The organism is Leptospira bourretii, assembly GCF_004770145.1.
In the GTDB taxonomy this organism is placed as follows: Bacteria; Spirochaetota; Leptospiria; order Leptospirales; family Leptospiraceae; genus Leptospira_A; species Leptospira_A bourretii.
This window is the reverse complement of the sequence record NZ_RQFW01000005.1, coordinates 691,485-716,396: the sequence shown is the minus strand read 5'-3', so window position 1 is coordinate 716,396 and position 24,912 is coordinate 691,485. Positions and strand designations below refer to the sequence as shown.

Below are 24,912 nucleotides of genomic sequence, written 5' to 3'. Positions count from 1 at the left end.
TTCGGTGGCTGCTGTAATTGCAGCACCGTTTACTGCTGGAGCATCCCTGATTGCCCTTGCTGCGTATAAAACAGTAAAGGGAGCCTATGAAGGTGGAGTACTTGGGGCACTCGCAGGAGCCGCAACTGTTGGAAATGCCTATATTCAAACGTTCACCGCAGGAGCGTTATCGTATGATTTGAGTTACAGCTATGATGAAGGTTTTGGAGCAAGTGTGGGAGGAGGATATAAACTAGCGGGAGGATTGGCTCTTGGTGGAAGTATATCTTATAACGAGAAAAGCGGTTTCTCGGGAAGTGTCGGCTTACAAATGGGATTAACCGGCGACAATCGCCTCACCTTAAATGCAGGATTGAATTTCGATCAGAAAGGATTTACAGGAGCTGATGTAGGCTTAGGGATTGGAACAGGTGCTCAGAATAAGAATGGAGACTTTGCTGGATCCTTGGATGTGGGCTTGAGTTATGATAAGCGAGATGGATTTGGTCAATCGATAGGCTTCTCAGAGAGTGTAAATAAATACGTCCCTAAAGGCGGCATTAATGTAACTAACACTGCGTTTGGTGGAGTGACAGCTAGTGTGTCAACACCTTCGATTGGTGGTGTGACCGGTGGAGCAAGTTATAACACAAAGACACATGGATTTACAGCATCTATCAATGCATTGGGAGCGAACGCGCTAAATTACGACTTAGAAACGAATATGTTAACCGGGAATGAGAACTTCCTAGCAGACATGGCAAAGGCTAAAGCGTTAGCGATGGGTGGAGAATTAAGTGAGGAAGCGAAGAAAAAACTAGCGGCGACTATGGCTGATGCACATGGGCGTTATGTGCAAGGTATCTTGGAAGCGAATCCTAACAACAAAGAGTTAGCGGATGCAGCAGGCGATCCGGATGCGTTCCAGGCTAAAGTGAAGGAACTGGATAAGGGCGGTAAATTAAATCACCCAAGCGACAAGTTTGGAACTGTGGATACCGGGAAGTCACGAAGTGCCTTTGGAGAGATTGGTGGCTTCTTTGAAGATGTGGGCAGGTCGATCGCTGGTAAAGAAATTAGTTTTGGAAGTGGTTATATTGATGAGAAAGGAAATTTCCACCAAAGAACTTGTTTTGTTGCAGGAACTAAAGTTCATACAAAAGACGGCTTAAAGAACATCGAAGACATCCAAGTGGGAGATGTGGTTCTTTCTAAATCCGACGAAACAGGAGAAGTATCTTACCGCAAGGTAGTGAACACCTTTATCCGCCAAACAGACGCTATCTACTCTGTGTCCTTTGCCGATGGAACAACACTTGAAACCACTTGGAACCACCCGTTCCGTGTGAAAAAACAAGGTCATGTTTTAGAGAAGTTCTCTATAGAAACAACTGATTGGGTGCAGGCAAAAGATTTACATCCTGGGGATGTGGCTCTTGGTGCTGATGGAAGAGAGCTTACCATTACCGATATCACCATTGAGGAACGGGAAGAGACAGTTTATAACTTTGAGGTGGAAGAGTATCATACCTACTTCGTGGGAGAAGCTGGGGTTTGGGTGCATAATGATACGGGATACGGAGTCGGAAATACAATTCCTTCATTATCTTCTGGATGCAAAGAAATACCATCATGTAAAATGAGTTATTCCGATGAAATGCGTAGCGGGCAGGCAGGTTGGAAACTCTCAAATGATTCCAAAAACTCAAAAATTCATACGCAGGAATTAGCGAATGGTACTGTAAATGAGATTGAAATGATACAGCGAAACGGCGAGGAATTCACCTTAGTAAATGGAAAACTGATGGAACATGGTGATGGGATGGTGATGGATAAAAAAGGTAAATTACAAGTAATTAAGAAATCTGAATTGGGGAAGTACATATCTGATAATAAGATAACTGAAGCCGTAGCATCTACAAATGGGATCGGGAACTCTGGGTTGGATGCTGCGCAGATGTATCAATCCATTACAGGACACGTAAACAGACAGGATGTATTAGCAGGGGGTAAAATAGGTGCTACCATCCATTTATTTAGAGATAGGAAAGTGAGTAATGTGAAGACATGGAATTTGGATGACAGTGTGATTTCTTCCTCCTTGACCACATTAATTGATGCGGGTGCATTTGAAAAAGGAGGAACGATTTTAGGTCATAGTGCCGGAGGGCGCACAATCGAGAATGGAGTTAGCAACGCAGCAATAACAAGCAAAATTAATGCCGATGTATTTACCTTTGGCGGAGCAAATAAAAATGCCATCAATGTGCGTGTCAAATCCTGGACGGATATTATGCATAAGAATGATAAAGTAACTGGACCAGCTTGGGGAACCAAGACTTCCGATAATAGTAAAGACAATTATAAGGCAATTAGTGTAGAACAAAAAAGACCTTATGATAGTAGCTACCTAACTCATAGCTTCCTTGGCACCTATCAGGAAGAATTTCTTCAATATTATCAAAGGAACAAAGGGAAATAATGAATCGAAACGTATTATTATTGGTTCTTTTGTTCAATTTATTCAACGTTTGTTTTGAAAAAAAAATGGATGTGCATGGAGAGTATAAATACAATGTGTTTGAATACATACCAATTCTTAGTATAACTAAGCTAAGAATTGGTAGTGATACTGAAAGAGATATATTGACTTCCCTCGGTACTAAAAAATTTGCTGAAGTATACTTTGGCAGTTATGTACTTCCTCATAAAATTGAAGGAGATTATTACCCTGTCGATAGAATTGTAAGTTACTATGGAACTATATCAGAACATTCTGAAACTGATGATGGAAAGAATATTATCAGACGAACTCAAACAAAAGAAGTTCAAACCGTTTCATTATTCTTTTATCGAGGCATTCTAGTGGATTACTCAGTTTTTCAGGAATATTACTTAGATCCGAATACCTCCGAAACCACCTTAGGCCCGAATGCAACAAAAGATGTAGTAGAGAAGTACAAGGCTAAAAATGGGAGTATAGGCTTGCTTTGGCCAGAGGGTTACTGTGACCTGAAGTTCTATTATAAGGAAAGCGGTAGGGCAATCGAATTTAAAGATACATATTTAGCTGAACCATGCGCATGGGAGTTTCCCAATTTTGACAAAGATCTTTATCAGAATGGCTACTATCAGCGAGTAAAAGAGATGGATAAAAATGACTTCTCTCATCTAAAAAAAAAACAATCTAGCATAAGTAAATGGTGAAGCAGAGTTGAGTCTCGCCAAAACTATAATAGCGAACAAAATGTTCGTCAAATTAGACGCTGATTGCAAACAGGAACGATTTTGAAGACAAAAAACAAACGGAAGTCATCGATTTCTAGTGATTCACAAAGACTTTGTTCCCAAAATGAGTTGAGCCTCGCCAAAACTAAAATAACGGACAAAATCTTCGTTAAGTTAGACGCTAGTTGCAAACGGTGCCGATCCTTGAGACAAAAATAAACAGAATTCATCGATTTCTAGTGATTCACAAAGACTTTGTTCCAAAAATGAGTGTTCCGTTGATCGCAAGGATATAAAGAATTCTTCTCTTTTACAGAAGAGATTATTGAATCAAAGCTTGTAAACAATCATTACAAACCGAAATATAAAAGAGAGTAACTCTCTTAAGCGGTTTTCTTCCAAGAGTAGGTGTGGTAGAGACCACCTAACACCGGAGTGGATTCCAAGTCGCAGTTTCCATCTCTCGGTTTGTGGAGGATTGGTGAGGGGATGGTGAACTCGTTAAGAAATTTCTTTAAGTATATCGTTTATTTCTTTGTCTGAGATGGAATTGATTTCGGATTTATCGTAAATCAAGATTACAAAATTAGATTTCGAACACGTCTTGTGAAAGCTCAAATCATTTAAGTCTATGTAAGATTACTTATCTGAGTGTATGATCAAACCTTCATTTGAAATTTCTATCCAATTTTCGTGATTAAACTCTTCAACGATGATTGAAAGGAATTGATCAAATAACATTAGTAGTTCTCTATTTTTGATGTTACCGGTAGTGATAATTAGTAATTTCGTCGGATTTTTTCTTAATAGAAACGAATCTAAAAAATCAAAATCTTTCGTAATGAGAATATATTGATTCGAGTCACAATATTTAACAATTTCGGAATCGCTAGTCTTGTTTCCATTAGGAAGATCCTCAACATGGAGAGCCTCAATTTTTTTCTTTTTAAAAAGTTCAACTAGAGATCTTGGTAGTTGAGCATCTATGAAAAACTTCATGCAGATGCTTTATAGATTGACTTCACTTTTATAAGTTGAGATGCAAATTCTAAACAGGCAAGAATGTCCTCTCTTTCGATATTTGGGTAGTCATTGATAATTTCAGCCTGAGTCATTCCGGAAGATAATAGATCTAAAACCAACTCAACTGTATACCTCTGGTTTCTAATACTAGGTTTTCCGTGACAGATATCGGGATTTATAGTAATGCGATTTATCAAACCAGAGTGCATAAACAAATTTTGAGTAAAAAAAACAATTCTGTCAAGATAAATCTTGATTCTTACCAGTCCCTCGCGCCAGCGATAGCAGCGGAAATCCTTTCCATAAAGTAAACTATTTTGATTCACTAACAGATCGGAAAGATTGGAGCGGATAGCGCGGTCGTTTCCAGATAGAAACATTTATCGACTAACGGATTCGAGGCGCCCAAATAAACATTTATCAATTCTTTTCTTAACCAAGTGAAGAGGTCGTCACGGAGGCGTGGCCAAGGATGGCCTAAGCTCGCCAGTCGGACCCGGAAGGGACGCTGGCAGGAGTGAGGACTTCTGAACTTTATGGAGGATCGCAGTAAACAAATGGCAGTCCTCCAAACATTGGATTCCCTTTGGTCTTTACCACTAACCTTTGAAGCAACGATAAAGGAACAAAACAAAGCCCTTGATGAACAGCTAACCATGCAATTATTGCAGGATAACTTTATCAAGTTGGGGTCAGCGTATGTGAGGTCTGCTGTAGACAAATTAGGAAACCCTACCTATGCTGATTTCTTCTATATCAAACCGGATAAATTGCCGACTGTCAAAGATTCCAATGGAAAGGAATGGGATCTAACCGATTACCAATCTTTGCAAGGGAAAGACGCACCTGCCAGTGCAGAACTCACAATGATGGTGAGACTGGCTCGTAACCAAATGCAAACGGACTTCAAACAAACCTTTGATCCTGAGAAGTCAGAAAACCGTGAAGTCGGTTTAACAATGCTTGATCCAAAGGCTATGGCACGAGTCGCCCAAGCTGCACAATCTGCTTTAGGTCAGCTTGCAACCGATCCTCAAAAGATGTTTGAGTTTAACTCAGCTGATGAAAAAGGCAAAGAAGCCATGATCGAATCAGCGAAGAACTCTGGTTACTTGGTTGGACCGACAGTGGGGGAACCTTCGGAACTCACCACTTCAACCAGTACTATCCTATCCTTAAGATGAAGGAAAAATACAACGAGATCAAGGCAGAGGGAGAGGCGTTTAAGAATGACGCGATGGCACAAGGTGCTGGTGCAGTGTTTGGTCCATCTGTTGCCGCTACGGTTTATAAAAATAAAGACATCATTAAAACAGGTGTAGCTCTTGCGGCAACTTTTGCTTCAGGTGGATTGGCTGCGGGCCTCGTGATGGGTGCGATGCAAGCGATGGAAGCCTATAGTTCTTCGGGAAGTATTACATCTGCCCTTGTCGCAGGTGCTGGTGGGTTTGTTACGGGTTTAATGGCTGGAAGCGGTTCTGCCTTAAACGTAAATCTTAGTTATTCAGAGTCTGAAGGATTTGGTGGAAGTGTCGGTGCCTATGGTCAGTCAGTCAGTTATTCACAAAAGGATGGGTTTGGAGCAAGTCTGAATCTCAATGCAAAATCTACCGGGGAATTACTGAAACTTGCAGGTTCTGTCGTTGGAAGCGATTACGGCGGAGATCTGCTGGTAGGCGCTGGAAATGCTTTAACCGGTGTTGCTGAAGCCTGCGGTCAGATATGTTATGATATTTCCGTTGGTGTAAATTATAGTAAATCTGGTGGTTTTGGTGTGGCTGCGGGCTACAAAAATCAATATGGTCTGGCCCTAGGCGTTGGTTGGTCAGAGAATGATGGATTTGCAGGAAGTGCGGGCATTGCAACCAAAAGTGGGTATGCTGCCGGAGTAAGTTATAATAAATCGGAAGGGTATGGTGCGTATGTCACCAAAAATCAATTTGATGCCAACAATGCAAGGACTGGAGGATATTCTTTAACGTTCAATGAACGAGATGGCATTGGAGCACAAGTAAGTAGAGAATTCACGAACAACCCATTTAATGGGAATGCACTTGGTAGTGCGGGATCGGGAACACTATCCATCTCGCAACGCGGAGGTGTTTCCCTAGATTACGGTAACCAAGCGGGTCAAAACTATAGCTTAGGATACGGTATTGACGGAGGGTTTAACATCAGTGCTGGAAATTCCTACTTCCAAAGCACGTATGATAGCGGAAATGGTTTCTCCATGAGCCAAAACACATCAAGTTATACTGATGGCATAGCTCTTAGCCAGGCATCTAACATGAGTGCTATGGAAAACATTTCTGAAAATGTTTACGGTAAAGCGCAAGAAGTCGACCGTACGAAGAAACAGTGGTTAGAATCTAAAAATGTAAAATATACGGACGAACAGTGGGCCAGGTTAGATGAAGAAACAAAAGAAAAACTCATACAACAGGTTCAAAATGATAGAAATACACACCTTACCCGAACTGATATGTCAGATCGATTTTTTGGTAACATTACCGATTTTGCAGACCAACTTGGAGGCAAATTCGGCGACCATTCTGGTTGGATGGAAAAAGACGCTAAAGGTAATGCAGTCTTTACGGCAAGAACTTGCTTCGTCGCTGGAACGAAAGTTCATACCAAAGAGGGCTTAAAGAACATTGAAGACATCCGAGTTGGAGATTTAGTTCTTTCCAAATCCGATGAAACAGGAGAAGTCTCTTACCGCAAGGTAGTTGAGACCTTTATCCGCCAAACAGATGCTATCTACACTGTTTCCTTTGCTGATGGAACAACTCTAGAAACCACTTGGAACCACCCGTTCCGTGTGAAAAAACAAGGTTATGCCTTAGAGAAGTTCTCTATAGAAAACACAACTTGGGTGCAGGCAAAAGATTTACATCCTGGGGATGTGGCTCTTGGGGCGAATGGAAAGGAACTTGCCATTACCGACATCACCATTGATGAGCGGGAAGAGACAGTTTATAACTTTGAGGTGGAAGGGTATCATACCTACTTTGTGGGGGAAGTTGGGGTTTGGGTGCATAATGAGTGTAACTTTGTTTCGCCAGTGGCTTCTCGAAGTTGTGGACCTGAAATGTGTGCAGATTCAGTCAAGCCTTCACTTTCACTTATTTCTGCTTCAGTCGATGCAACTGTTGGCTCAGGTTATATGGGTGAGGTAGGGATCTATAGAGAAATTACATATAATGGCAAAAATAGTTTCGGATATTTTATTAACAGGGGGCCCACTGCCGGTCTTAGCTGAGGTCCAAGTTTGAATATCACCAATATGAGAGCTTCCGCAAAGGAATATTTAGGCGGAGAAACGCCTATGTTTGATGTGTCCGCAGGGTTTTTAGTAGGAAGCATTGGACTTATTTCAAGCGAAGAGGGAGGGGCTGGAACCACTCTGTCAATAGGAATTCCAAAAATAGGAAAGAAAAGCATGCCATCATCGCCATATGGTTTTAAAACTGGACAAAATGATCCTAAGGCATCGCTTGCCCCTTTCAAAGATGCCCCTCCGGCAAAAACTCAATATGATTCATTTCTTGAGTGGAATGCCAATCGCGAAACATATAGATCGTTATTCACTCCAACGATTCCAATTAAGTGAATAGATTAAACGTTGATAAAATTGAATACGCATTCCAATTAAGTTGATAATATGAATTACGGAGCCTGACACGCTGAACAATTATGGTGCGAGAGTAGTTATGAAAAACAAAGTCATCTTGATTTATATTTTTATCCTTTTCGTTTCCATTTTTCTTCAAAACCAAAGCGACCTTAGAAAATTGGAAAGTGGTATTATCCTTATTCCTGACCTTTATTGTATTTATAAACCTATCAGTGAAGTGCATTCAAGTGAGTTAAAGCCAAGTTATTGTCCAATAATAAAAAATTCAAATTTTCGAACTTCTAATGATGACATTACTTTTTTCCCAATCAAATCCATATGGATATTTATTCCAGGAGAGAACATTAAATTAAAAGAATTTCCTTCTTCCGAGATTTTAATAGCAGGAACTTTTATAAACTCATTATCTTTCCTAAGTATACTGATCTGTATATTGCTTATATGTGTTTATTTTTATAACAGAGTTCATTAATGATTTATAATTGAGTCTCGCCAAAACTATAATAGCGAACAAAATGTTCGTTAAGTTAGACGCTAGATGCAAACGGGGACTATATTTAAGACAAAAAACAAACGGAAGTCATCGTTTTCTAATTCAAGCCAAAGATTGTGTTCCAAAAAAGAGTGATCAGTTGATTGCTAAGGATATAAGGAATCCTTCTCTTCTATAGAAGAGATTATTGAATCAAAGCTTGCAAACAATGGGAGCACACCGAAGTATAAAAGAGAGTGATTTCTCTTAAGCGCTTTTTTTCCAAGAGTAGGTGTTGCAGAGACCACCTAACACGGGAGCGGATTCCAAGTGGCAGTTTCCGTCTCGCGGTTTGTGGAGGATGGGAGAGGGGATGGGTGTTTCTTTGTTTAGTGCGAGATGGGTACGGTTGTGGTTGTAGAAATGGATGAACTCTTCTAGCTTCACCTGCAAGTGATATTCGTTCATTGGGATGAAGTGATCTAGAAATTCATTTCTGCAGGTTTTGACAAATCGTTCTGCATACCCCCATTTTGCCAAGGAGAACGAACCGTAGTCTTTTTGTGTTTGATCCCAAGCCTCTCCAAATACCGAGTGAATCGTTTTCCAAATAAAGTATCGTTATCTGTAATCAGATAAGATGTTTTCTCCAATCCTTTTTTTCTAAAAGCAAATTTGATGACTCGTCTCACCCAACTTGTTGTTGGTTTAGTATGAATGTCAAAGTGAAGGATTTGTCTTGTTTGTATGTCTAGAAAGAAGATCACTTTGTAGATCTCTCTTAAATGATACGAGATGACACTAAACAAATCAGATACTATGAGAGAACAGGAATGCAGGCTGTAGAACTGGTTCCAAGAAAGTCTTTTTCTAGGATCCGTTGGTCTTTTGGGAATATAACGAGAAACAGTTCTTTCTGATACAACTAGTCCTAATTTGATTAAAATCCCGTGAAGTTTGGTGGCTCCCCAAATTCTGTTTTCTTTGGCAATTCTTCGAATGAGTTTGATAAGATCCCAAGGGATGTTTGGTCTACCTGGTATTTTCCTTCGAGAGAGAAGTGTCCAGAAAAGTTGGAATTTCTTTTCTCTCCATTTGAGTAAAGTGTTTGGAGAAACAATCATTAACGAAGATTCCCAGTTGGGGAGAAGATAGGAGATCAGAACCAAAATCATTCTTTCGTTTGGTTTTGTGTGGAAGATTTTCCTTTTTCTTTTGTATGCGATGAGCTGGGATTTGAGGAAGGCAATTTCTAAGAGTAGGAATCTAGAATTTAGCAGGGAGTAGGTGTTGAGGAGGAGGGAAATACAAAGGAGAAGAGAAACCATCCTTTTGGGAATCGGATGGGTGGGAAGGGTGTGTTAAGAAATTCCTTTAAGTATATCGTTTATTTCTTTGTCTGAGATGGAATTGATTTCGGATTTATCGTAAATCAAGATTAAATAGATCGAACGATCCTTAATCACTGTGTGTGTAATGACCCTTCCTCCGCCAGATTTTCCTTTTCCTTTTGAAGCAATTGGAATCCGTATCTTATGACAGTTGTTGTTAAGTGAAGTTCCTTGAAACGGATTAAGTCTTAATGAATCAACAAGAGTGAGTAATTCCTGCCTTAAAGAAGGATATTTTTTTATAAGACGTTTAGTTTGTCGTTCAAAGCTAGGTAGTGTAAAAACATTATATTCCACTTAGAAAATCTCTAGCAACCTTCGGTTTTATTTTTTTAGCCTTCACTTGATTCATTTCATCTACAGCTGTTCTCGCATTTTCTAGAAATTCCGCATTCGAATCTGTGATAGTCTTTGTTTTAACATAAGAAAGTCCTTTCAATACTTCCATTAGCGACTGAGCTTTATTATCTTTGATGTCTAGCAAAACTTTCATAGTCATATTCCAACAATTGAGTATGTCTTAATGAAAGAGTTTTAATTAAGTTGTTTCAAGTCTTTTTTTGAGAATCCTCCAGCCAATCCCCCGCGCCAGCGATAGCAGCGGAAATCCTTTCCATAAACTGACTTATTTTAATCAACTAACCGATTGGAAAGATTGGAGCGTATAGCGCGGTCGTTACAGAATTGAATGCTAATCGACTAACGGATTCGAGGTGCCCAGGACAACCATCAAAAACAAAATTAAGGAAGTTGTGGTAGCGTATAAATTGTTTTACGGTAACGGTATCCCTTCTTTTTTTAATAACATTAAAAACTCTGGTTCTGATACCAAAGTCACACCGAGTTCAGTTGCTTTTTCGAGTTTCGAACCAGCACCGGGGCCATAAAGTAGATGAGTGGTTTTGGAAGAGACACCTGAAACTTTTTTGCCACCATGTTTGGTGATGAGATCCATCGCGACGTCGCGAGGTTGGAAGTTTTCGAAACTTCCTGTTACACACCAACTTTGGCCAACAAACGGTTGTATGTCGCTTTTTTCTGTTTCGTCTGCTTGGAATTTAAGGCCGAGTTTGATAAGAGTACTAACGAGTTTTAGTGTTTCTTTATCTTTTAAGTGAGTTAGTAAGGCATCAATCGTTCTTGGGCCGATGCCGTGGATGGAGGTTAATTCTTCTTCGGCATTTTTGGATTTGGCTAGTGTGACTAGTTTTTCCCAAGAGTCAAATCCATGTTCAATGAGAATTTCTGTGACTTTGGGTCCCACTTCGTTCAGTCCAATCGAAGGTAAAGTGAAACGAAAATCTTTTTCTTTGGATTTTTGAATCGCATCAAAAATGATTTTGACTGATTTTTCTCCGAAACCATCTAACTCTAGTATGGTGTTTTTGTGTTTGTTTAATGTGTATAAATCTGGAATGTCTTTGACCCAACCTTTTTCAAAGAAAATTTGAATTTGTCTTTCACCAAGTCCTTCGATGTTCATTTGTTTTTTGGAACAAAAGAATATGAGTTGGTTTAGTTTACGTTCAGGACAATTACGGTTGGTGCAAAAAAAATCTACAGAGTCGTCTACTTTTGTTAGTTTAGTTTTACAAGCAGGGCATTCTTTGGGTAATACGAAAACAGATTTGGGTGGTACTGTTACTTTCTCAACAGCGGGTATGATTTCTCCGCGTTTGGAGATTAATACTTTTGCTCCAATCCCTGCACCCAGTTGGTCAATATAGTCTTGGTTGTGTAAGGTGGCGTAAGTGACTGTGGTTCCGGCAAGAGAAATTGGAGTCACCTTTGCCCTAGGTGTGATTTTACCTGTTCGTCCAATCGCAAAGTCAATCTCTTCAATAGTGGTTTCTTTGAGTAATGCATCAAACTTAAAGGCACGAGCCCAACGAGGTGACTGGCTTGTTTCTCCTAAACTTTCACGAAGGTTTAGGTCATCCAGTTTGATCACAAGTCCATCCACAGGGAATGGCATTTTGTCTTTTTTTTTGCGAAAGGATTCAATCTCTTTGAGAAGGGTTTTTCCTTGGATGATGGTGGAATCGGGAGCAAGAGGAAACTTTTCTTTTTTTAATAATGCAACAATATCTTTATGTTTGTTAGTTCCTTTTCTAGAAGAAGAAAAATACACATCATATACGTAGATTCGTAACGGACGTTTGGCGACGTCTTGCGGGTCTTTTTGTTTGATAGAACCCGCAGCCAAGTTCCTTGGATTGGCAAACTTTCCACCATATTCTTCGTTGAATTCTTCAAAGTCAGCGAAAGTCATAAAGATTTCTCCCCGAACCGATAGGTTCAAGGGTTCAGAAAGTGTTTGTGGAATGGATTCGATGGTTTTGACATTTTCAGTGACAATGTCTCCGATCCCGCCAGATCCCCTTGTCACACAATGTGCGAGACTCCCGTTTTCATAGTATAACAAGATGGAAGCGCCATCAATTTTCCATTCTAGAGAATAAAACTCATCGATTCCAGTTTTTTCCAACCATTCAGAGAGTTCTGTTTCATTGTATGTGTTTTCTAATGATAAAACGGGAACTTTGTGTTTGAATTTGCTAAATTGCGGAGAAAGGTCTGATCCAACTTGTAAGGTGGGGGAGGATTCTACCACCAAATTCGGGTTAGCTTTCTCTAAAGATTGTAGTTCTTTGACTAAAAGATCAAATTCTTTGTCTGAAATTTTAGGTGTGTTTTTTTTATAGTAGAGATCGTTATGTTTTTGGATCTCTTTGCGAAGTTCTGCAATTCGTTTGGCAGGATTTTCTTTCTTAGGCAATCAGTAAACTCCGGCTTGCATGTATTGCTCTGGATCAGTTTTTCCTTCTTCGGAAATAAATATTTCGTAATGTAAATGGGGCCCGGTTACATTCCCTGTTGCACCCACTTCGGCAATTTGTTCGCCAGCTTTGACTTCTTGTCCTGTTCTGACATAGATTCTTGAGCAGTGTCCATATAACGTGCTAAAGCCGAAGTCATGTTGGATGATGACATGGTGTCCATATCCTACGTTGGAATAAGTAACTCTAACCACTCGTCCTGGTGCGGAAGCATAAATAGGAGTGCCTGTTGCATTTGCCATGTCCAAACCATCATGATATTCCCAATAACCAGTGGTAGGTGATTTTCTCATTCCAAAAGGAGAAGTTAAGTTGTAAGAATACATGGGATTAAAAAGAGGTGACCTAGATAAAATGTCAGAACGCTGGTATAAAAATTGGTAGTTTGCTTCCACCAAACGTTGGTAATTGTCCATTCGGTGTTTTAATTGGCGTAGTTCATAAATTTCACTTAAGTACTTACGACCCACATCCAGTTGTTTGTCTTCTTTTTCTTCTTTTTGGAGAGATTCGACAGCAACAGTTTCGATGAAGTCTTCTGCGGGAATTTTTAAAAGTTCATCATCTTGTCCATCAATGAGAGTGAAGAGTTCTAACATACTTTCATTTAGTCTCGAATACTCTTCTTTCATTTCTTCCAATTGATTGGCATGAGTGATGTATGTATCAAAATAAGTTCCGTAAATTTTGGAGAGTTGTTTGATTTGGCTTTGGGTCGTACTCGAACCAACAATTCCAAAGATAGCAAGACTAAGTAGACCTACCGTTAAGGCCAAAAAAAATAGAATGGTAAAATGTGAAATTTGGAAGTGGAAAGAACTATCATATCCATGAGGAATGACAAGAATGGTCATCCGTTGGTGACCTTTTTCTTTCACCTTATCAATCTGTTTCTTGATTTTCGGATTGTCCTGTGAAAAAACAGACGTAATCTCTTTAATTTTTTTCTTCATGACGAACCGTTTGGCCTACATAAATAAGACGCTCCGATTCCTCTCAAGGGTCAAGTGGAAATCCCTATTTCTTGGAATGATTCTTGTTTTTGGATTCTTGAGTTTTGTCGCATTGGCAACCAATCTCAGGTTTTGGTACGTATACCAAACTTCTGTTCATTCTGATTTGCCAATGGAAATCCCTGAAGCGGAAGTGGCGATTGTTCCCGGCGCCGCTGTTTATGGAAAAACTCCCTCGCCGATTCTCATGGATCGTTTGGCTTGCGGTTTGGATTTGTATAACACTGGCCGCGTGAAAAAAATCTTACTTTCTGGAGACAATGGTAAATCAGATTACAACGAACTTCGGCCTATGTTAGAATTTATGTTGAACCATAAAGTAAAACCAGAGGATATTTTTGTGGATCATGCTGGTTTTCGAACACTTGATACTCTCATTCGTGCGAAAGAAGTTTTTCTTGTGAAAAAAGCCATCTTTGTCAGCCAATCTTTCTTTTTGCCAAGAGCCATTTATTTAGGAAAAGAGTTAGAACTTGAGTTATACGGTTATGAATGCAATCTAAGAACTTATAAAAAAGAAACCTATTATTCGTTTAGAGAGTTTTCTGCAAGAGTTCTTGCATGGTGGGACATCCAATGGGATACTCCACCCAAATATTTAGGTAAACCCTATCCTATAGAAGGAAGTGGTGTTTCTACCTGGAAAGGTTCGATTCCTATTTCTTCACCTAAATGAAGTTAACTAATTCAAAATTTAAATCGAAAGTTTTTGCCTTTTTTACCGTTTTACTTTCTTTTTTTATTTTTAAGTGGTTACCTGGGAAATTGTTTTTTTCTTCTTTTGAAGCTAAGGTTTTTAACTCAGGATTTTATCCTTTGAGTTTAAACCCGATTAGTTCGGCCACCCCCTGGGATCAATTTTTTACTCCTTGGTTTCTTTGGGCCACTGGCCTTGTGGTGATGCCCGAGGATATTGTTTCCATTTTGGATTTTATTAATGTTCTTTCTGGTATGTTCATTGTTTGTTTTGTTTCTTTTCGATACCATTGGACTTTTGGATTTGGTTTGGCCATACTCATTGCCTCTAGTCCACTGTACTTAATTTTTAAAACTTGGATTGGATTTTCAGATCCGATTACTTTTTTACTAATTTGTATTTATATCATTACACTCATCAGTGAAATTTCTTCAAAATGGAAATGGGTCATTTTAACTTTCATTTTGTTTTTAGGATTTTCAAATCATTGTTTTCAGTTTATCGTTTTGACTTGGTTCGTTAGTTTCGTTTTGTTTTTGGATGATCGTTCCCGATGGAAAATAATTTCTGCCTCCCTTGTTTTGTCAGGGTTTTTATATATTTTTTTACTAGTGTATCTTTTTTTCAATACGGAGTTGAGTTGGAATCAAACTCGGGTTTCTGTTTTTTCCAATATGATCGGAAAAGAATTCATTCGTATGAATGTTTCAGAGCCAATTTTGGGTACACTTGGCCTTTTTCATGGATTGTGGCCGCTTATTTTATACTTAATGTATAAAAGACCAATTTCAATTTCCACCTTTATCAGTTGTTATATCATTTCTATGTTAACATATGATACAAATCGAGTGTTTGCAATTCTTTCCACTCCTGTTTTGATTTTGTATTCCATAGAGTTTTGGAAGGTTTCTAAGTTTTGGGAGCGGTATTTATGGATCAGTTTGGCGATACTTTCGCCAGTGGTCACAACTTTATATCCGCTGTTTTACAAATGGGATGGTCGGATTATTTATTTACAATAGGATTCGGTATAATCCTTTTTCGAAATGAAGATATAGTGTTGTCATATCAATTGTCTGCGTCATCATTTCATTTTTAAATTTAAGGATAGGTTCGATTTTATGAAAAAAATAATTGTTTCATTGTTGGTTTTGTTTTTAAAGACAAATCTTTTTGCGGCGGAAGTCACAAATAAGAATATTGAGTTCTTTGTAGAACATACGACAAAGAACGTAACGGGTGTTTGCAATGAAATCCAGATGGATACACCAAACATCCAAGTTTCGGGAAATCATTACATTTTAAAATCTCCTTTTGAAATCAAAATTCCACTTTTGAAAATTTCTTCTGGAGATACAAATAGAGACTCTCATATTCAGGAAATTTTGGGATATCCAGATTCAACAAACATTTTGGTAAAAATCGAATCGGTCCAACCTGGAAAAGATCAAATCTACACTATCAAAGGCAAATTAACCATTCATGGAAATACTAAAGATTTTTCCACTGATGCAATGGTAAAACAGGAAAACAACACATCCATTCAGATTGATGGATCTGTTATGGTTAAGTTTTCGGAATTCGAATTAGAAAATCCATCCCTTCTTTTTATGAAAGCTAAAGATGAGATACGTGTGAAATATCATTTTCAGATTCAGTTGAAATAAAGGTGGAGTGAATCAATTAAGGAAAGAAGACGATAAACGGGTTCAATTAAGATCCTAAAAGCTCTACCAAACGATTGTATTTTAAGATAATTCGTTTGGTCATCTCTTCCCCTTTTTTATTGATATCGGGATGGTATTTTTTTAAAAGTTCTTTGAATTTCTTTTTAACGTCGCTGATACCCGCACCCGGTTCTAAATCAAAAAAAGCAAGTAAGTCTTTGACTTCATCAGAAACTGTTTTTACGATTTTCTTTTTTTTCTTTTTGGTTTCTCGAAATCTACCATATAACTCGTAATAGGTTCTATCTCTAAACTCACGAGTGATGTCGCGGAAGTTGAGTATCTTTGTGGGGATCAGGCTTTTTAAATATTCATATAAAAATTCTTCCGCTCCGAACTCTGGATGGATTTCGAATTTTTCTAAAAATTGATGGATGGAACGTCTCACAAAAAAATCAATTTCGAATTTATCCATGAGATAAGAATCAACGGCATCATCATAATCAACGGTGGCCGCTGTCAGAAGTAATAGAAGTTCCCTATCTAATTTATGATTGGCGATTGTTTTTTGGACAAGGGTTTTATAGGATTCGCGAAGTTCATATAACGGGCGTTCGCTAAAAAAAATTCCACCTCTCAGGAACTCTTCTGCGACTTCGTCTAATTCCAAACTCCAGGCGAGAAAATCAATGAGGAGGTCTCCATCCACTTCATGGAATCCCCCAGATAGTGTCATTTGCGGTTTTGCCGCTTTGAATTGATAAACTTTGCGAAGGCATTCTTCCTTTCTGATTTCTAAAAGTTCAGAAAGCCGGTCGTACGACAAAAACCACAACATGGACTCAGAAATGTTCTGGAGTTCGAAGATCACATCCTGCAGAATTTGTTTGGATTTTTTCGCTTCTACTCTTTGGACCATACAGAATCGACTCTAGAACCAATTTCAAACCGGGGCGACTTTTTTGCTAGTGAATCCTATTCCTTTTTTTGAACTGGAAGAATGAGCCACCATATTTCAGAACATCCTTCTTTACAACCGTTCGATATTTCCGAATACAAGGGAGTTCGAGGTAAAAACTTTTACGACATTGATCCCGCCTTACAACGAGTGGTTCACCGTTATGCTGAATCTTTTGCACCGGATCACAAAAAAGCAATGGAAGAACATATCCGGAAATATGGAGAACTCGTCGGTGGGATTTTGGATGAACTCACGGAAGAATGCCACAAAGAAGGAAAGTATGGTGAGGTCGTTAAGTTTGACAGGACCGGAAAACGAATCGATTTTATCAAATATTCTGAAGAACAAAAATTAGCACGAAAGATTTCTTATGATCACGGTGTGGTGAATTTAGATTTTCATCCTGAGTGGAAATTTGATTTCACACATATTCATCGTTATGCGCTCACTTATTTAATGAATATGAATGGAGAAGGTGGTGTTGCCTGTCCTTTGGCAATGACCGATGGAATCATCCTTGCACTCAAAAAAATTGGAACAGAAGAACAAAAGAAAAAATACCTCCCTCTTGTTGCAGGAAAAGGAAGTTCTTCTCATTTTATGGCCGGACAATATGTAACAGAAAGAGTGGGCGGGAGTAATGTCTCTGCCAATCGAACCATTGCAAAAAAACTTCCAAACGGCAAATGGGAGTTAACTGGTGAAAAATGGTTTTGTTCTAACCCGGGAGATCTTTGGGTCACAACGGCAAAGATAGAAGGAACGAATACCGTTGGTATGTTCCTTGTTCCCAGGATCAAAGAAAATGGGGAACTCAATGGACACCATATTTTGCGTAAAAAAGATATCATTGGATCACGCGGAAAACTCACTGTAGAAATTATTTATGACAAAGTAGAAGCAGAAGAGTTTGGTCGTCCTGGTCATGGACTTGTGAATCTCATCCGTTATATCATCAAAACCTCTCGATTGCATGTGGGACTTGGTTCCAGTGGGAATGCAAGAAGGTCTGTGATGGAAGCATCTGAGTATGCAAAGTTTAGGACAGCATACGGGAAAAAGATTTTAGAATTTCCTTCTTTTACAAAGACCTTAGCGGAAATGCAAATTTTACAAACAGGAAATTGTTTTGTGAACTTTCGTTCGGCTAATTTATCTGAAAAAGATCATGATGCGGCAGAGATTACCGTTCCACTCATGAAATATAAATCTTCTTCCCAAGCAAGTTATATCACTCAAAAAGCAATCCTTACTTTAGGTGGTAACGGAATCATTGGTGACTTTTCTCCTCTCCCTCGTCTACATAACGATTCCATCATCAATGAAACTTGGGAAGGAACCCATCTCATCATTACCGATCATTGTTTGCATGCTTTACAAAAACCAAAGGTATATACTGCATTCCAATCTTTGTTGGATGAACTAACAAAGTCTGTTGAGAACCATCAGGAATTAAAGAACGCATTCGAAGTTTTTCAAACCAAACGAAAGGAACTGGAACACTGCATTAAAAATGAATCCAAAGATTGGAAGGATATGAATCGTGTTTATATTGCCGATGTAACCTATCAAGTTTTCTTACTGGCTGAGTTTTTAGAACAAGCAGCCTACGACATGACAAATAAGTTACCTACTAAGTATTTATATTTTGCCAATGGGTATGCAGAGATGGTGCGGGATGGACTCGAAGCCCCTAGACAAAAAGAAGGTGTTTTCTTTGATTCGAAAGCAATTGAGACCTTTCTTTCTTTTTAATTAGTATGGAAAATTTTTTACTTTTGGGGATTTGTTTTGGGTTGGGCTTGTTTTTCCGAAGATTACCTCAATTTCCTGAAACCACTCCCAAGGTGTTAAATGGGTTTATTCTCTTTGTTTCTTTGCCCTCCCTTGTTTTGTATCATGTCCATGAGTTAAAAGTAGATGCGACTTCTCTTTTGCCTTCGTCTATGCCTTGGGTGGTTTTTGGGACTGCAATTGTATTCTTTCTTGGATTGTACAAACTAAAATTTTTAAAATTTCATACAGCCGTCTGTTTGGTGTTAACTGCAGGTCTTGGGAACACATCCTTTGTTGGATTCCCCTTACTCGAAACTTATTTAGGCAAAACTTCCCTTGGTTATGGAATTTTGGCAGACCAACTTGGAACTTTTATGGTTTTAAGTTTTCCAGGAATCATTTTGGCATCTATTGCTATGGATGGGAAATGGGACTTTTCCACTCTTGTAAAACGAGTGTTGGGATTTGCTCCCATCTACGCTCTGTTTGTTGCCATTGTCACTAGGCAATTTCCGTATCCAGAAGCATTCAAACTAGTCCTACTCCGTTTGGGTGATACTCTTACCCCGCTTGCTTTGGTTTCTGTCGGGTATATGTTGGACATGAGAACCATCGCAGGTCATGGAAAGGTTTTGGCTTTGGGTCTAGGGTTTAAACTCGTCCTCGCACCCATCTTTGTCTATTGGATGTATTCTCCGTTGAAAGAAGATTCCTTACTTTTTCAAACCATTGTTTTGGAATCGGCAATGGCTCCTATGGTCACTTCCACAGTCATCACAATTGAAAAAAACATTTCTCCCCATTTAGCAAGCCTTATGTTGGGAATTGGAATTCCTATTTCCTTTGGCACCACATACGTTCTCAACTTTTTGTTGAAAGGAAACTATATTTGAACCTAAAATTTTTACTCTTACTGATACTTGCAATGGTCTCTTGGGGGATTTCTTGGCCCATTGGAAAAATGATCGCTGGGACTGTTCCCGTTTCTGTCTTAGTTTTCTGGCGATTTTTAGCTACTTTTCTTTCCGTGATTCCACTGCTTCTTGTGATGAGGATTCCTTTTTTACTCAAAACGGGAAAGGATTATTGGAATGTTCTCATAGGTGGAATCATTTATACTTTCTATAATCAATTCTTCTTTATGGGTTTAAAGAATGGGCTTCCGGGAGCAGGAGGAGTCCTTGTCACTACGCTCAATCCCATCGTTACTTTTTTTATAGTAGTGCTTGTACAAAAAAAACGAATTTCCAAACGCCAAGTGATAGGATTGTTTTTTGGATTTATCGGTGGGCTTGTGATTTTACAAGTATGGAAGATTAGTATCGATTATTTATTGTTATCTGGTAACTTATTCTTTTTGTTATGTTCTTTTGTTTGGGCAATTCTTTCTCTCAATAGCCAAAAGACTGGTAAGTCGATGTCGCCCGTAACATATAGTTTTTATGTTTATGCAGTGGGTTCTATCATTGAATTTCTATTTTGTTTTAACGATCCCAGTTTTTGGAAAGTTTGGGATATGGGTTTTTCCTTCTGGGCTTCTATCTTTTACTTAACAGTGATCTCAACTACCTTTGGAACTACTGTTTATTTTTATGCAGCGACAAGGCTTGGATCAGAAATTGCGAGTAGTTTTATCTTCATTGTCCCTCTCTCTGCCTATTTGAGTAGTTTTTTGATTTTGAATGAAGTAGTCCAAATTCCAGTGATCATTGGTGGATGTTTGGCAATCCTTGCCGTGTATTTGATCAATTCGAAACAAAAGAGAAAGGAACCAAATCTTTGAAGAACTTTAGATCTTGGAAAAAAAGATTCAAAATTTGGTTATATAACTTTTATCCACCGTATGTGGGAGCAGGAATCCGAATCAAAGAAATAGCTCCCGATTTTTCGTATTTTCGTTCGGAAATGAAATTAAGATTCTATAACAAGAATTATGTGGGAGTTCATTTTGGTGGATCCTTATATTCCATGTGCGATCCATTTTTTATGTTAATTCTTTTGGAAAGATTGGGTTCCGATTATATTGTTTGGGACAAAGCTGGTAATATGATCTTTGTCAAACCGGGAATGGGGAAGGTGATTGCCGAATTTCGAATCCCAGAAACAGAGATCCAAAAGATCAAAGACGAAATCGAAGTGAAGAAAAAAGGGGATTATCTTTTTACGACGGATGTCAAAAACGAAGAAGGTGAAGTGATCGCAAAACTGGAAAAAACAGTTTATATCCGCAAACGGGGAAAACTCCCCATTCAGAACGGATAAAGATAAGAAAAAAACTTTCTTACCTTTATTCTTTGTTTTTTAGAACTGATTAGTATTTTTTATCTTCGTCTTCAGGAATCATATTCGCGTAATACAAAAGTAATGCATCATTTTTGGAATGAACCACTCGGTTGGATTCTTCGATCATCTTCCTTTTTTCTAAAATCTTTTTTCCTTTTTCCCAAACTTCTTCAGGATCTTTGATGAGAAAGTTTCCATTATGACGGGAAATAAAATCTTCAACTAACATCGTACTCTGCGAAACTTCGACAGAGAAATCATTTTCAACTAAAATTTTTGCAACAATCTGATTTGGCAAAATTTTATGATATTGTTTCCAACCTTTGGTGATCCGGTAACTGAGTTCCAAAGTTGGATCTTCCGTGTGCGCATATTCCGAGATAGGAATTGGATCACAAAACTCTACATACACATTGGAACGTTTTGCAAGAAAACCTGCCATTCCTAACTCTTCTGGCATATTGCAGAACTGGTTATCTTCCGGAACGGTTTCGTAAGAAACAGAAATGGGTACAATCACAATCTCTGTTCCTGAACTTCGGAATGCATTCACCGCAGTTGTGAGTAGTCCCGTTTTGACTGGAACAATTCCTCCGGTCCTCGAACGAGTGCCTTCTGGATAAACAAGGGAAGGAATTCCTTGTTCTAACATTACTTGTGAATATAAAGTTAAACATTCCAAATACAAACTGTTGCGTGTTCGTTCACGATCGACCGCATAGGCACCAAGTGATTTTAACATCCATTCCCAAAATGGATTCGACATTAAATTGATACCGGCCGCATAACGAGGAACAGGTAGTCCCAAATGAAATAATGAATAAGCAACTTCTACAGAATCTAAGTGAGATCTATGAGTGGGAGCATACAATAAATTGTATTTAGAAGATAATGCCTTCACTACTTCTGTTTTTCCGCCCACATGAGGGATCATCGAACCTTTGAGAAACCCACCAGAAAAAAGCCGAATGGGTGCTACAAAGCGAAGGACAGATTCTCGGACGGTAGGGCTATAGTTGTCGGCAATTTCTGTGACATAGAAGCGAACAAGCTCTTTTACAAGTGCATTCTCTTCGTCTTTTTGGCAATTTTGGAACCGTTGCCAGATTTCAAGTTCAGATGCAAACTTAACTTCATCCAACTTTTGTTTTTTACGAGTGGCTTTGGTGAGTCTTTTCTGTGTGGATTCAATCACAGCTGAGGATTGTTTTTTCACTCGAGTGACTGTTCCTGGAACATTGCTGATATGTTTGAGGATCCGATCCACAAGCAAATTCTGAAAATCAATTCCTGATGTTAAATTGAGTCCTACTTTCTTTTGAACTACTAGTGGGATGTTTTTTGATTCTGTTTTTTTACCACAAATCAAATCAATTAAAGCATCCGGTGGTTGTTTTCTTGTCAAAACATCAAATAGAGTTCTGTGTAAAGTAAAGGGCAGGCGAATTTCATTGGCAAGCTCAATCAGAATGCTGAGAGCGTAAGTTCCTTCCACGTTATCATGCCATTTGGTGGACTCTCTTTCGATAAAGGATCTTGGTGCAAAAAATATTTCAATTCGATCTTTGATACTTAATTTTTCGCCACCTGACAAAAGTTCGCCGACAATTTTCTGTCCAAATCCTCTGTTTCTACTTTTGTTGCTTGTGGCAGTTGTGATAAAGTCGGCAAGTCCTGATCTTCCCATCACCGTATCAGGTCTTGCACCATAACGCATGGCAAGGTCTCTCACTTCTTGAAAACCGACTGATAAAATTTCTCCCAGTAAGTTTGCACCATAACGGGGAAGAAGAGAAACAATTCCACTGGCAATGGCCATTGGATTTTTTGCCACACCTACAATTTCCATTCCCACAACATCGTCGGTAACAGATGTATTGATAAAATTAGAAGAAAGTACTTCAGAAAGAAACTCAGAGGTTTCTTTTTCATAAGATCCAATGTTAAAAAAACTAAATTTCTCATCTAAAATTTCCCCGAGTAGGGAAGGACCATTGACCACCGCAACAGATGAGTTAGAAAAATTTCTTTCTTTTAAATAATTTTGTAAGTATTGCGAGTAAGTGATGAATCCAGTTTTTTTTCGGTTTTTAGAATCCAAAATTCCTTTTGTTAAAAAAGAAAAAACATAACTATTGGTGGGTTCTAAAACTTCCAAAAGAGCATGGACACTGTCCAAAAATGACCGGGAAGGAACAGCTACATGAAAAACCCAATCATCTCGTCCAAAAGAATCCAAACTGGAAACAATGTCGATATGATCAGGGAGATCTATTGTTTTTCCCATAATTTCTGTTTGGCGGCGTTTCTTAAGAACCTCTACCAATTCTTTGTCGGGAATCCAGAGAGTGATGGGATCGAATTTCTGTGCTAGTACGGAAGCGATGATAATACCCATTGGGCCACTTCCCAGAACTGCTTGTTTTAAGTCGTTATAGGCTATTTGCATAAAAAATTAACAATACGAATCGTGGGGAAATCTCACTTTATTTGTTTGCTTGAAACGATTCGAGTCTATCGAAAAAGTATCAGGAGAGTGTAAATCGTCAAGTCACAATGATTCGAGCTGGTATTGTATTTTCAAGTCTTGCCGTCATCCCGGCCCTATTTGGATGGTATCGAATTTGGCTCGGTCTCTCTGGCCCCCAAGAGATCAATTTGGCCATTGCACTCGTTGTTTCCTTTCTTTGGGTGACAGAACTTTTTCCACTCTATGTTACGGGTTTTTTAGTTCTATTTTTAGAATTAGTTTGGTTACTTCCCACATGGGGACCTGGGGCACCAAAAACGATTACTTTTCTATCTTGTTATTTTTCAGAGACCATTTTACTCTTCTTAGGTGGATTTGTGATTTCTTCTGCCATCACATCTTACGGGTTGGATTCTGCCATTGCTCGGTTTGTGATCCAAAAAACAAAAGGTTCTGCATTTTTACTCGTTCTCTCCTTAGGTTTTGCCACTGCTTCTTTATCATGCTTTATGAACAATACTGCGACAGCGGCCATGATGCTTGGACTTGTTTCTTCTATGATGAAATCATTGGAGGAAAACAATCCTTTGCGAAAATCTCTCCTTTTCATTGTTCCTTTTTCCGCAAACTTGGGAGGGATAGGAACACCTGTGGGAACACTTCCGAATGTAATTGGAATTGGGTATTTACAGGAAAGAGGATTGGAAATTGGATTTTTGAACTGGATGGGATTTGCTTTTCCTGTATTCATTCTTTCTGTATTGGCCTTAACAATTCTTTTGTACATTGTGTACCTAAAAAAAGACAATTTGGGAAATGCTGTTTTTTCCATTCAAGTTTCTGATCCAGATCACTCCCTTTCCAAACGAGATCGATCCATAGCTTTGGGAATCATTTCGATTACCATTTTGGGTTGGGTTACTTCTGACTTGCACGGAATTTCTAACGGAACAGTGGCTTTATTTCCTGTGATTATCTTTTTTGGATTTCGACTTTTGGATTTAAAAGAATTCCGTAACCTTTCTTGGGACGTTTTAATTTTGATGGGTGGTGGAATTGCACTTGGGAAGGCATTCGAAGAAACTGGCCTCGCAAAACACTTTGTCGAATTGTTTATGTTAGGTGACTCAAATCAGTTGGGATTATTCTTATTTTTTTCTCTCCTTTCCCTTGGTCTTTCTTGTTTTTTAAGTAACACCAGTGTTGCCAATCTCATCTTACCCATTACAATGGGATTACCCACAGACCTCATTTTGCCTGCGGCCATTGGCGCTACCATCGGAGCTTCTCTTGCCATGCCACTTCCAGTTTCGACTCCTCCCAATGCCCTGGCTTTTAGTTATGGTGGAATCAGAAGTTTAGAGATGTTGAAGGTGGGGGGAATCATATCTGTCATAGCCTGGACCTTATTTGTAACAGTTGGTGGGTTTATTTTGCATACGCTTGGGATTGTCGATTTTTCTAAGTTTTAAAAA

Annotated in this window: 21 protein-coding genes and 1 pseudogene; 13 read left to right on the top strand and 9 right to left on the bottom strand. The window is 38.8% G+C overall.

From position 1 onward, the window contains the following. A partial coding sequence (locus tag EHQ47_RS04965; RefSeq protein ID WP_208727388.1) for a polymorphic toxin-type HINT domain-containing protein occupies positions 1-2,461 on the top strand: 2,461 nt, incomplete at its 5' end. Continuing rightward, a complete protein-coding gene (locus EHQ47_RS04960; protein WP_135776666.1) occupies positions 2,461-3,186 on the top strand; it encodes a hypothetical protein in 726 nt (241 codons plus the stop codon). The genes EHQ47_RS04965 and EHQ47_RS04960, both read left to right, overlap by 1 nt. 660 nt (positions 3,187-3,846) lie before the next feature. Here EHQ47_RS04960 and EHQ47_RS04955 read toward each other — a convergent pair. Together EHQ47_RS04955 and EHQ47_RS04950 are read right to left on the bottom strand one after the other, a co-directional pair. Next, positions 3,847-4,206: a DUF5615 family PIN-like protein gene (locus EHQ47_RS04955; protein WP_135776665.1), complete on the bottom strand. Its 360-nt coding sequence runs from the start codon at positions 4,204-4,206 to the stop codon at positions 3,847-3,849. Then, complete coding sequence (locus EHQ47_RS04950) at positions 4,203-4,439, bottom strand: DUF433 domain-containing protein (RefSeq protein WP_135747826.1); 237 nt, start codon at positions 4,437-4,439, stop codon at positions 4,203-4,205. Before EHQ47_RS04950 ends, EHQ47_RS04955 begins: the two co-directional genes overlap by 4 nt. 348 nt (positions 4,440-4,787) lie before the next feature. On the opposite strand from EHQ47_RS04950, the gene EHQ47_RS04945 reads away from it, so the two are divergent. From EHQ47_RS04945 to EHQ47_RS04935, 3 genes are read left to right on the top strand one after another with little or no spacing between them, the layout of a single operon-like run. After that, a complete protein-coding gene (locus EHQ47_RS04945; RefSeq protein WP_135776664.1) occupies positions 4,788-5,414 on the top strand; it encodes a hypothetical protein in 627 nt (208 codons plus the stop codon). After that, the gene (locus EHQ47_RS04940) at positions 5,411-7,492 is read left to right on the top strand and encodes a polymorphic toxin-type HINT domain-containing protein (protein WP_135776663.1); all 2,082 of its coding nucleotides are present in this window, start codon (positions 5,411-5,413) and stop codon (positions 7,490-7,492) included. The genes EHQ47_RS04945 and EHQ47_RS04940 overlap by 4 nt, the downstream gene beginning before the upstream one ends. Before the next feature lie 9 nt (positions 7,493-7,501). After that, positions 7,502-7,843 (top strand): hypothetical protein, encoded by a 342-nt coding sequence (locus EHQ47_RS04935; protein WP_135776662.1) that lies wholly within the window; start codon positions 7,502-7,504, stop codon positions 7,841-7,843. A gap of 763 nt (positions 7,844-8,606) precedes the next feature. Here the strand turns inward: EHQ47_RS04935 and EHQ47_RS04930 are convergent. The 5 genes and pseudogenes from EHQ47_RS04930 to EHQ47_RS04910 form a co-directional block, all read right to left on the bottom strand. Then, positions 8,607-9,667, bottom strand: a pseudogene (locus tag EHQ47_RS04930) (transposase). 33 nt (positions 9,668-9,700) lie between these two features. Beyond that, the gene (locus EHQ47_RS04925) at positions 9,701-10,027 is read right to left on the bottom strand and encodes a type II toxin-antitoxin system RelE/ParE family toxin (protein ID WP_135776661.1); all 327 of its coding nucleotides are present in this window, start codon (positions 10,025-10,027) and stop codon (positions 9,701-9,703) included. Further along, the gene (locus EHQ47_RS04920; RefSeq protein ID WP_135776660.1) at positions 10,017-10,223 is read right to left on the bottom strand and encodes a hypothetical protein; all 207 of its coding nucleotides are present in this window, start codon (positions 10,221-10,223) and stop codon (positions 10,017-10,019) included. Before EHQ47_RS04920 ends, EHQ47_RS04925 begins: the two co-directional genes overlap by 11 nt. 279 nt (positions 10,224-10,502) lie before the next feature. Then, positions 10,503-12,509, bottom strand: coding sequence for an NAD-dependent DNA ligase LigA (gene ligA / locus EHQ47_RS04915; protein ID WP_135776659.1), 2,007 nt, complete (start codon positions 12,507-12,509; stop codon positions 10,503-10,505). Further along, positions 12,510-13,523 (bottom strand): M23 family metallopeptidase, encoded by a 1,014-nt coding sequence (locus EHQ47_RS04910; RefSeq protein WP_135747804.1) that lies wholly within the window; start codon positions 13,521-13,523, stop codon positions 12,510-12,512. A gap of 76 nt (positions 13,524-13,599) precedes the next feature. On the opposite strand from EHQ47_RS04910, the gene EHQ47_RS04905 reads away from it, so the two are divergent. From EHQ47_RS04905 to EHQ47_RS04895, 3 genes are all read left to right on the top strand, one after another. Beyond that, positions 13,600-14,259: a SanA/YdcF family protein gene (locus EHQ47_RS04905; RefSeq protein WP_208727387.1), complete on the top strand. Its 660-nt coding sequence runs from the start codon at positions 13,600-13,602 to the stop codon at positions 14,257-14,259. Beyond that, complete coding sequence (locus EHQ47_RS04900; protein WP_135776657.1) at positions 14,256-15,302, top strand: hypothetical protein; 1,047 nt, start codon at positions 14,256-14,258, stop codon at positions 15,300-15,302. Before EHQ47_RS04905 ends, EHQ47_RS04900 begins: the two co-directional genes overlap by 4 nt. Before the next feature lie 99 nt (positions 15,303-15,401). Continuing rightward, a complete protein-coding gene (locus EHQ47_RS04895; RefSeq protein WP_135747807.1) occupies positions 15,402-15,947 on the top strand; it encodes a YceI family protein in 546 nt (181 codons plus the stop codon). Between the two features lie 46 nt (positions 15,948-15,993). Here EHQ47_RS04895 and EHQ47_RS04890 read toward each other — a convergent pair whose 3' ends face one another. Further along, positions 15,994-16,866 carry a molecular chaperone DnaJ gene (locus EHQ47_RS04890; RefSeq protein WP_135747808.1) on the bottom strand — a complete coding sequence of 291 codons (873 nt, stop codon included), beginning with the start codon at positions 16,864-16,866 and terminating at the stop codon, positions 15,994-15,996. An 81-nt stretch (positions 16,867-16,947) separates the two neighbouring features. Here EHQ47_RS04890 and EHQ47_RS04885 point away from each other — a divergent pair, with 81 nt between their 5' ends. Genes EHQ47_RS04885 through EHQ47_RS04870 form a run of 4 tightly spaced genes read left to right on the top strand, consistent with a single transcriptional unit; the run spans position 16,948 to position 20,946 of the window. Beyond that, positions 16,948-18,663, top strand: coding sequence for an acyl-CoA dehydrogenase family protein (locus EHQ47_RS04885; protein WP_135776656.1), 1,716 nt, complete (start codon positions 16,948-16,950; stop codon positions 18,661-18,663). A 47-nt stretch (positions 18,664-18,710) separates the two neighbouring features. Continuing rightward, positions 18,711-19,577: an AEC family transporter gene (locus tag EHQ47_RS04880; protein ID WP_244290222.1), complete on the top strand. Its 867-nt coding sequence runs from the start codon at positions 18,711-18,713 to the stop codon at positions 19,575-19,577. Beyond that, the gene (locus EHQ47_RS04875) at positions 19,574-20,467 is read left to right on the top strand and encodes a DMT family transporter (RefSeq protein ID WP_135747811.1); all 894 of its coding nucleotides are present in this window, start codon (positions 19,574-19,576) and stop codon (positions 20,465-20,467) included. The genes EHQ47_RS04880 and EHQ47_RS04875 overlap by 4 nt, the downstream gene beginning before the upstream one ends. Then, positions 20,464-20,946, top strand: a complete 483-nt coding sequence (locus EHQ47_RS04870; RefSeq protein ID WP_135747812.1) for a DUF4442 domain-containing protein — start codon at positions 20,464-20,466, stop codon at positions 20,944-20,946. Before EHQ47_RS04875 ends, EHQ47_RS04870 begins: the two co-directional genes overlap by 4 nt. Positions 20,947-20,995: 49 nt before the next feature. Here EHQ47_RS04870 and EHQ47_RS04865 read toward each other — a convergent pair whose 3' ends face one another. Continuing rightward, entirely contained in the window at positions 20,996-23,416 is a 2,421-nt protein-coding gene (locus EHQ47_RS04865; RefSeq protein ID WP_135747813.1) for a 1-acyl-sn-glycerol-3-phosphate acyltransferase, read from the bottom strand. 107 nt (positions 23,417-23,523) lie between these two features. Here EHQ47_RS04865 and EHQ47_RS04860 point away from each other — a divergent pair, with 107 nt between their 5' ends. Further along, on the top strand, positions 23,524-24,909 hold the full coding sequence (locus EHQ47_RS04860; protein WP_135776655.1) for an SLC13 family permease: 1,386 nt from the start codon (positions 23,524-23,526) through the stop codon (positions 24,907-24,909). Positions 24,910-24,912: the final 3 nt, after the last annotated feature.

What these genes read in the sequence shown, in the direction of transcription:
- EHQ47_RS04960 (WP_135776666.1), top strand. Translation starts at nt 2,461, where the DNA reads ATGAATCGAAACGTATTATTATTGGTTCTTTTGTTCAATTTATTCAAC.
- EHQ47_RS04955 (WP_135776665.1), bottom strand. Translation starts at nt 4,206, where the DNA reads ATGAAGTTTTTCATAGATGCTCAACTACCAAGATCTCTAGTTGAACTT.
- EHQ47_RS04950 (WP_135747826.1), bottom strand. Translation starts at nt 4,439, where the DNA reads ATGCACTCTGGTTTGATAAATCGCATTACTATAAATCCCGATATCTGT.
- EHQ47_RS04945 (WP_135776664.1), top strand. Translation starts at nt 4,788, where the DNA reads ATGGCAGTCCTCCAAACATTGGATTCCCTTTGGTCTTTACCACTAACC.
- EHQ47_RS04940 (WP_135776663.1), top strand. Translation starts at nt 5,411, where the DNA reads ATGAAGGAAAAATACAACGAGATCAAGGCAGAGGGAGAGGCGTTTAAG.
- EHQ47_RS04920 (WP_135776660.1), bottom strand. Translation starts at nt 10,223, where the DNA reads ATGAAAGTTTTGCTAGACATCAAAGATAATAAAGCTCAGTCGCTAATG.
- EHQ47_RS04910 (WP_135747804.1), bottom strand. Translation starts at nt 13,523, where the DNA reads ATGAAGAAAAAAATTAAAGAGATTACGTCTGTTTTTTCACAGGACAAT.
- EHQ47_RS04905 (WP_208727387.1), top strand. Translation starts at nt 13,600, where the DNA reads ATGATTCTTGTTTTTGGATTCTTGAGTTTTGTCGCATTGGCAACCAAT.
- EHQ47_RS04900 (WP_135776657.1), top strand. Translation starts at nt 14,256, where the DNA reads ATGAAGTTAACTAATTCAAAATTTAAATCGAAAGTTTTTGCCTTTTTT.
- EHQ47_RS04895 (WP_135747807.1), top strand. Translation starts at nt 15,402, where the DNA reads ATGAAAAAAATAATTGTTTCATTGTTGGTTTTGTTTTTAAAGACAAAT.
- EHQ47_RS04890 (WP_135747808.1), bottom strand. Translation starts at nt 16,866, where the DNA reads ATGGTCCAAAGAGTAGAAGCGAAAAAATCCAAACAAATTCTGCAGGAT.
- EHQ47_RS04885 (WP_135776656.1), top strand. Translation starts at nt 16,948, where the DNA reads ATGAGCCACCATATTTCAGAACATCCTTCTTTACAACCGTTCGATATT.
- EHQ47_RS04865 (WP_135747813.1), bottom strand. Translation starts at nt 23,416, where the DNA reads ATGCAAATAGCCTATAACGACTTAAAACAAGCAGTTCTGGGAAGTGGC.
- EHQ47_RS04860 (WP_135776655.1), top strand. Translation starts at nt 23,524, where the DNA reads ATGATTCGAGCTGGTATTGTATTTTCAAGTCTTGCCGTCATCCCGGCC.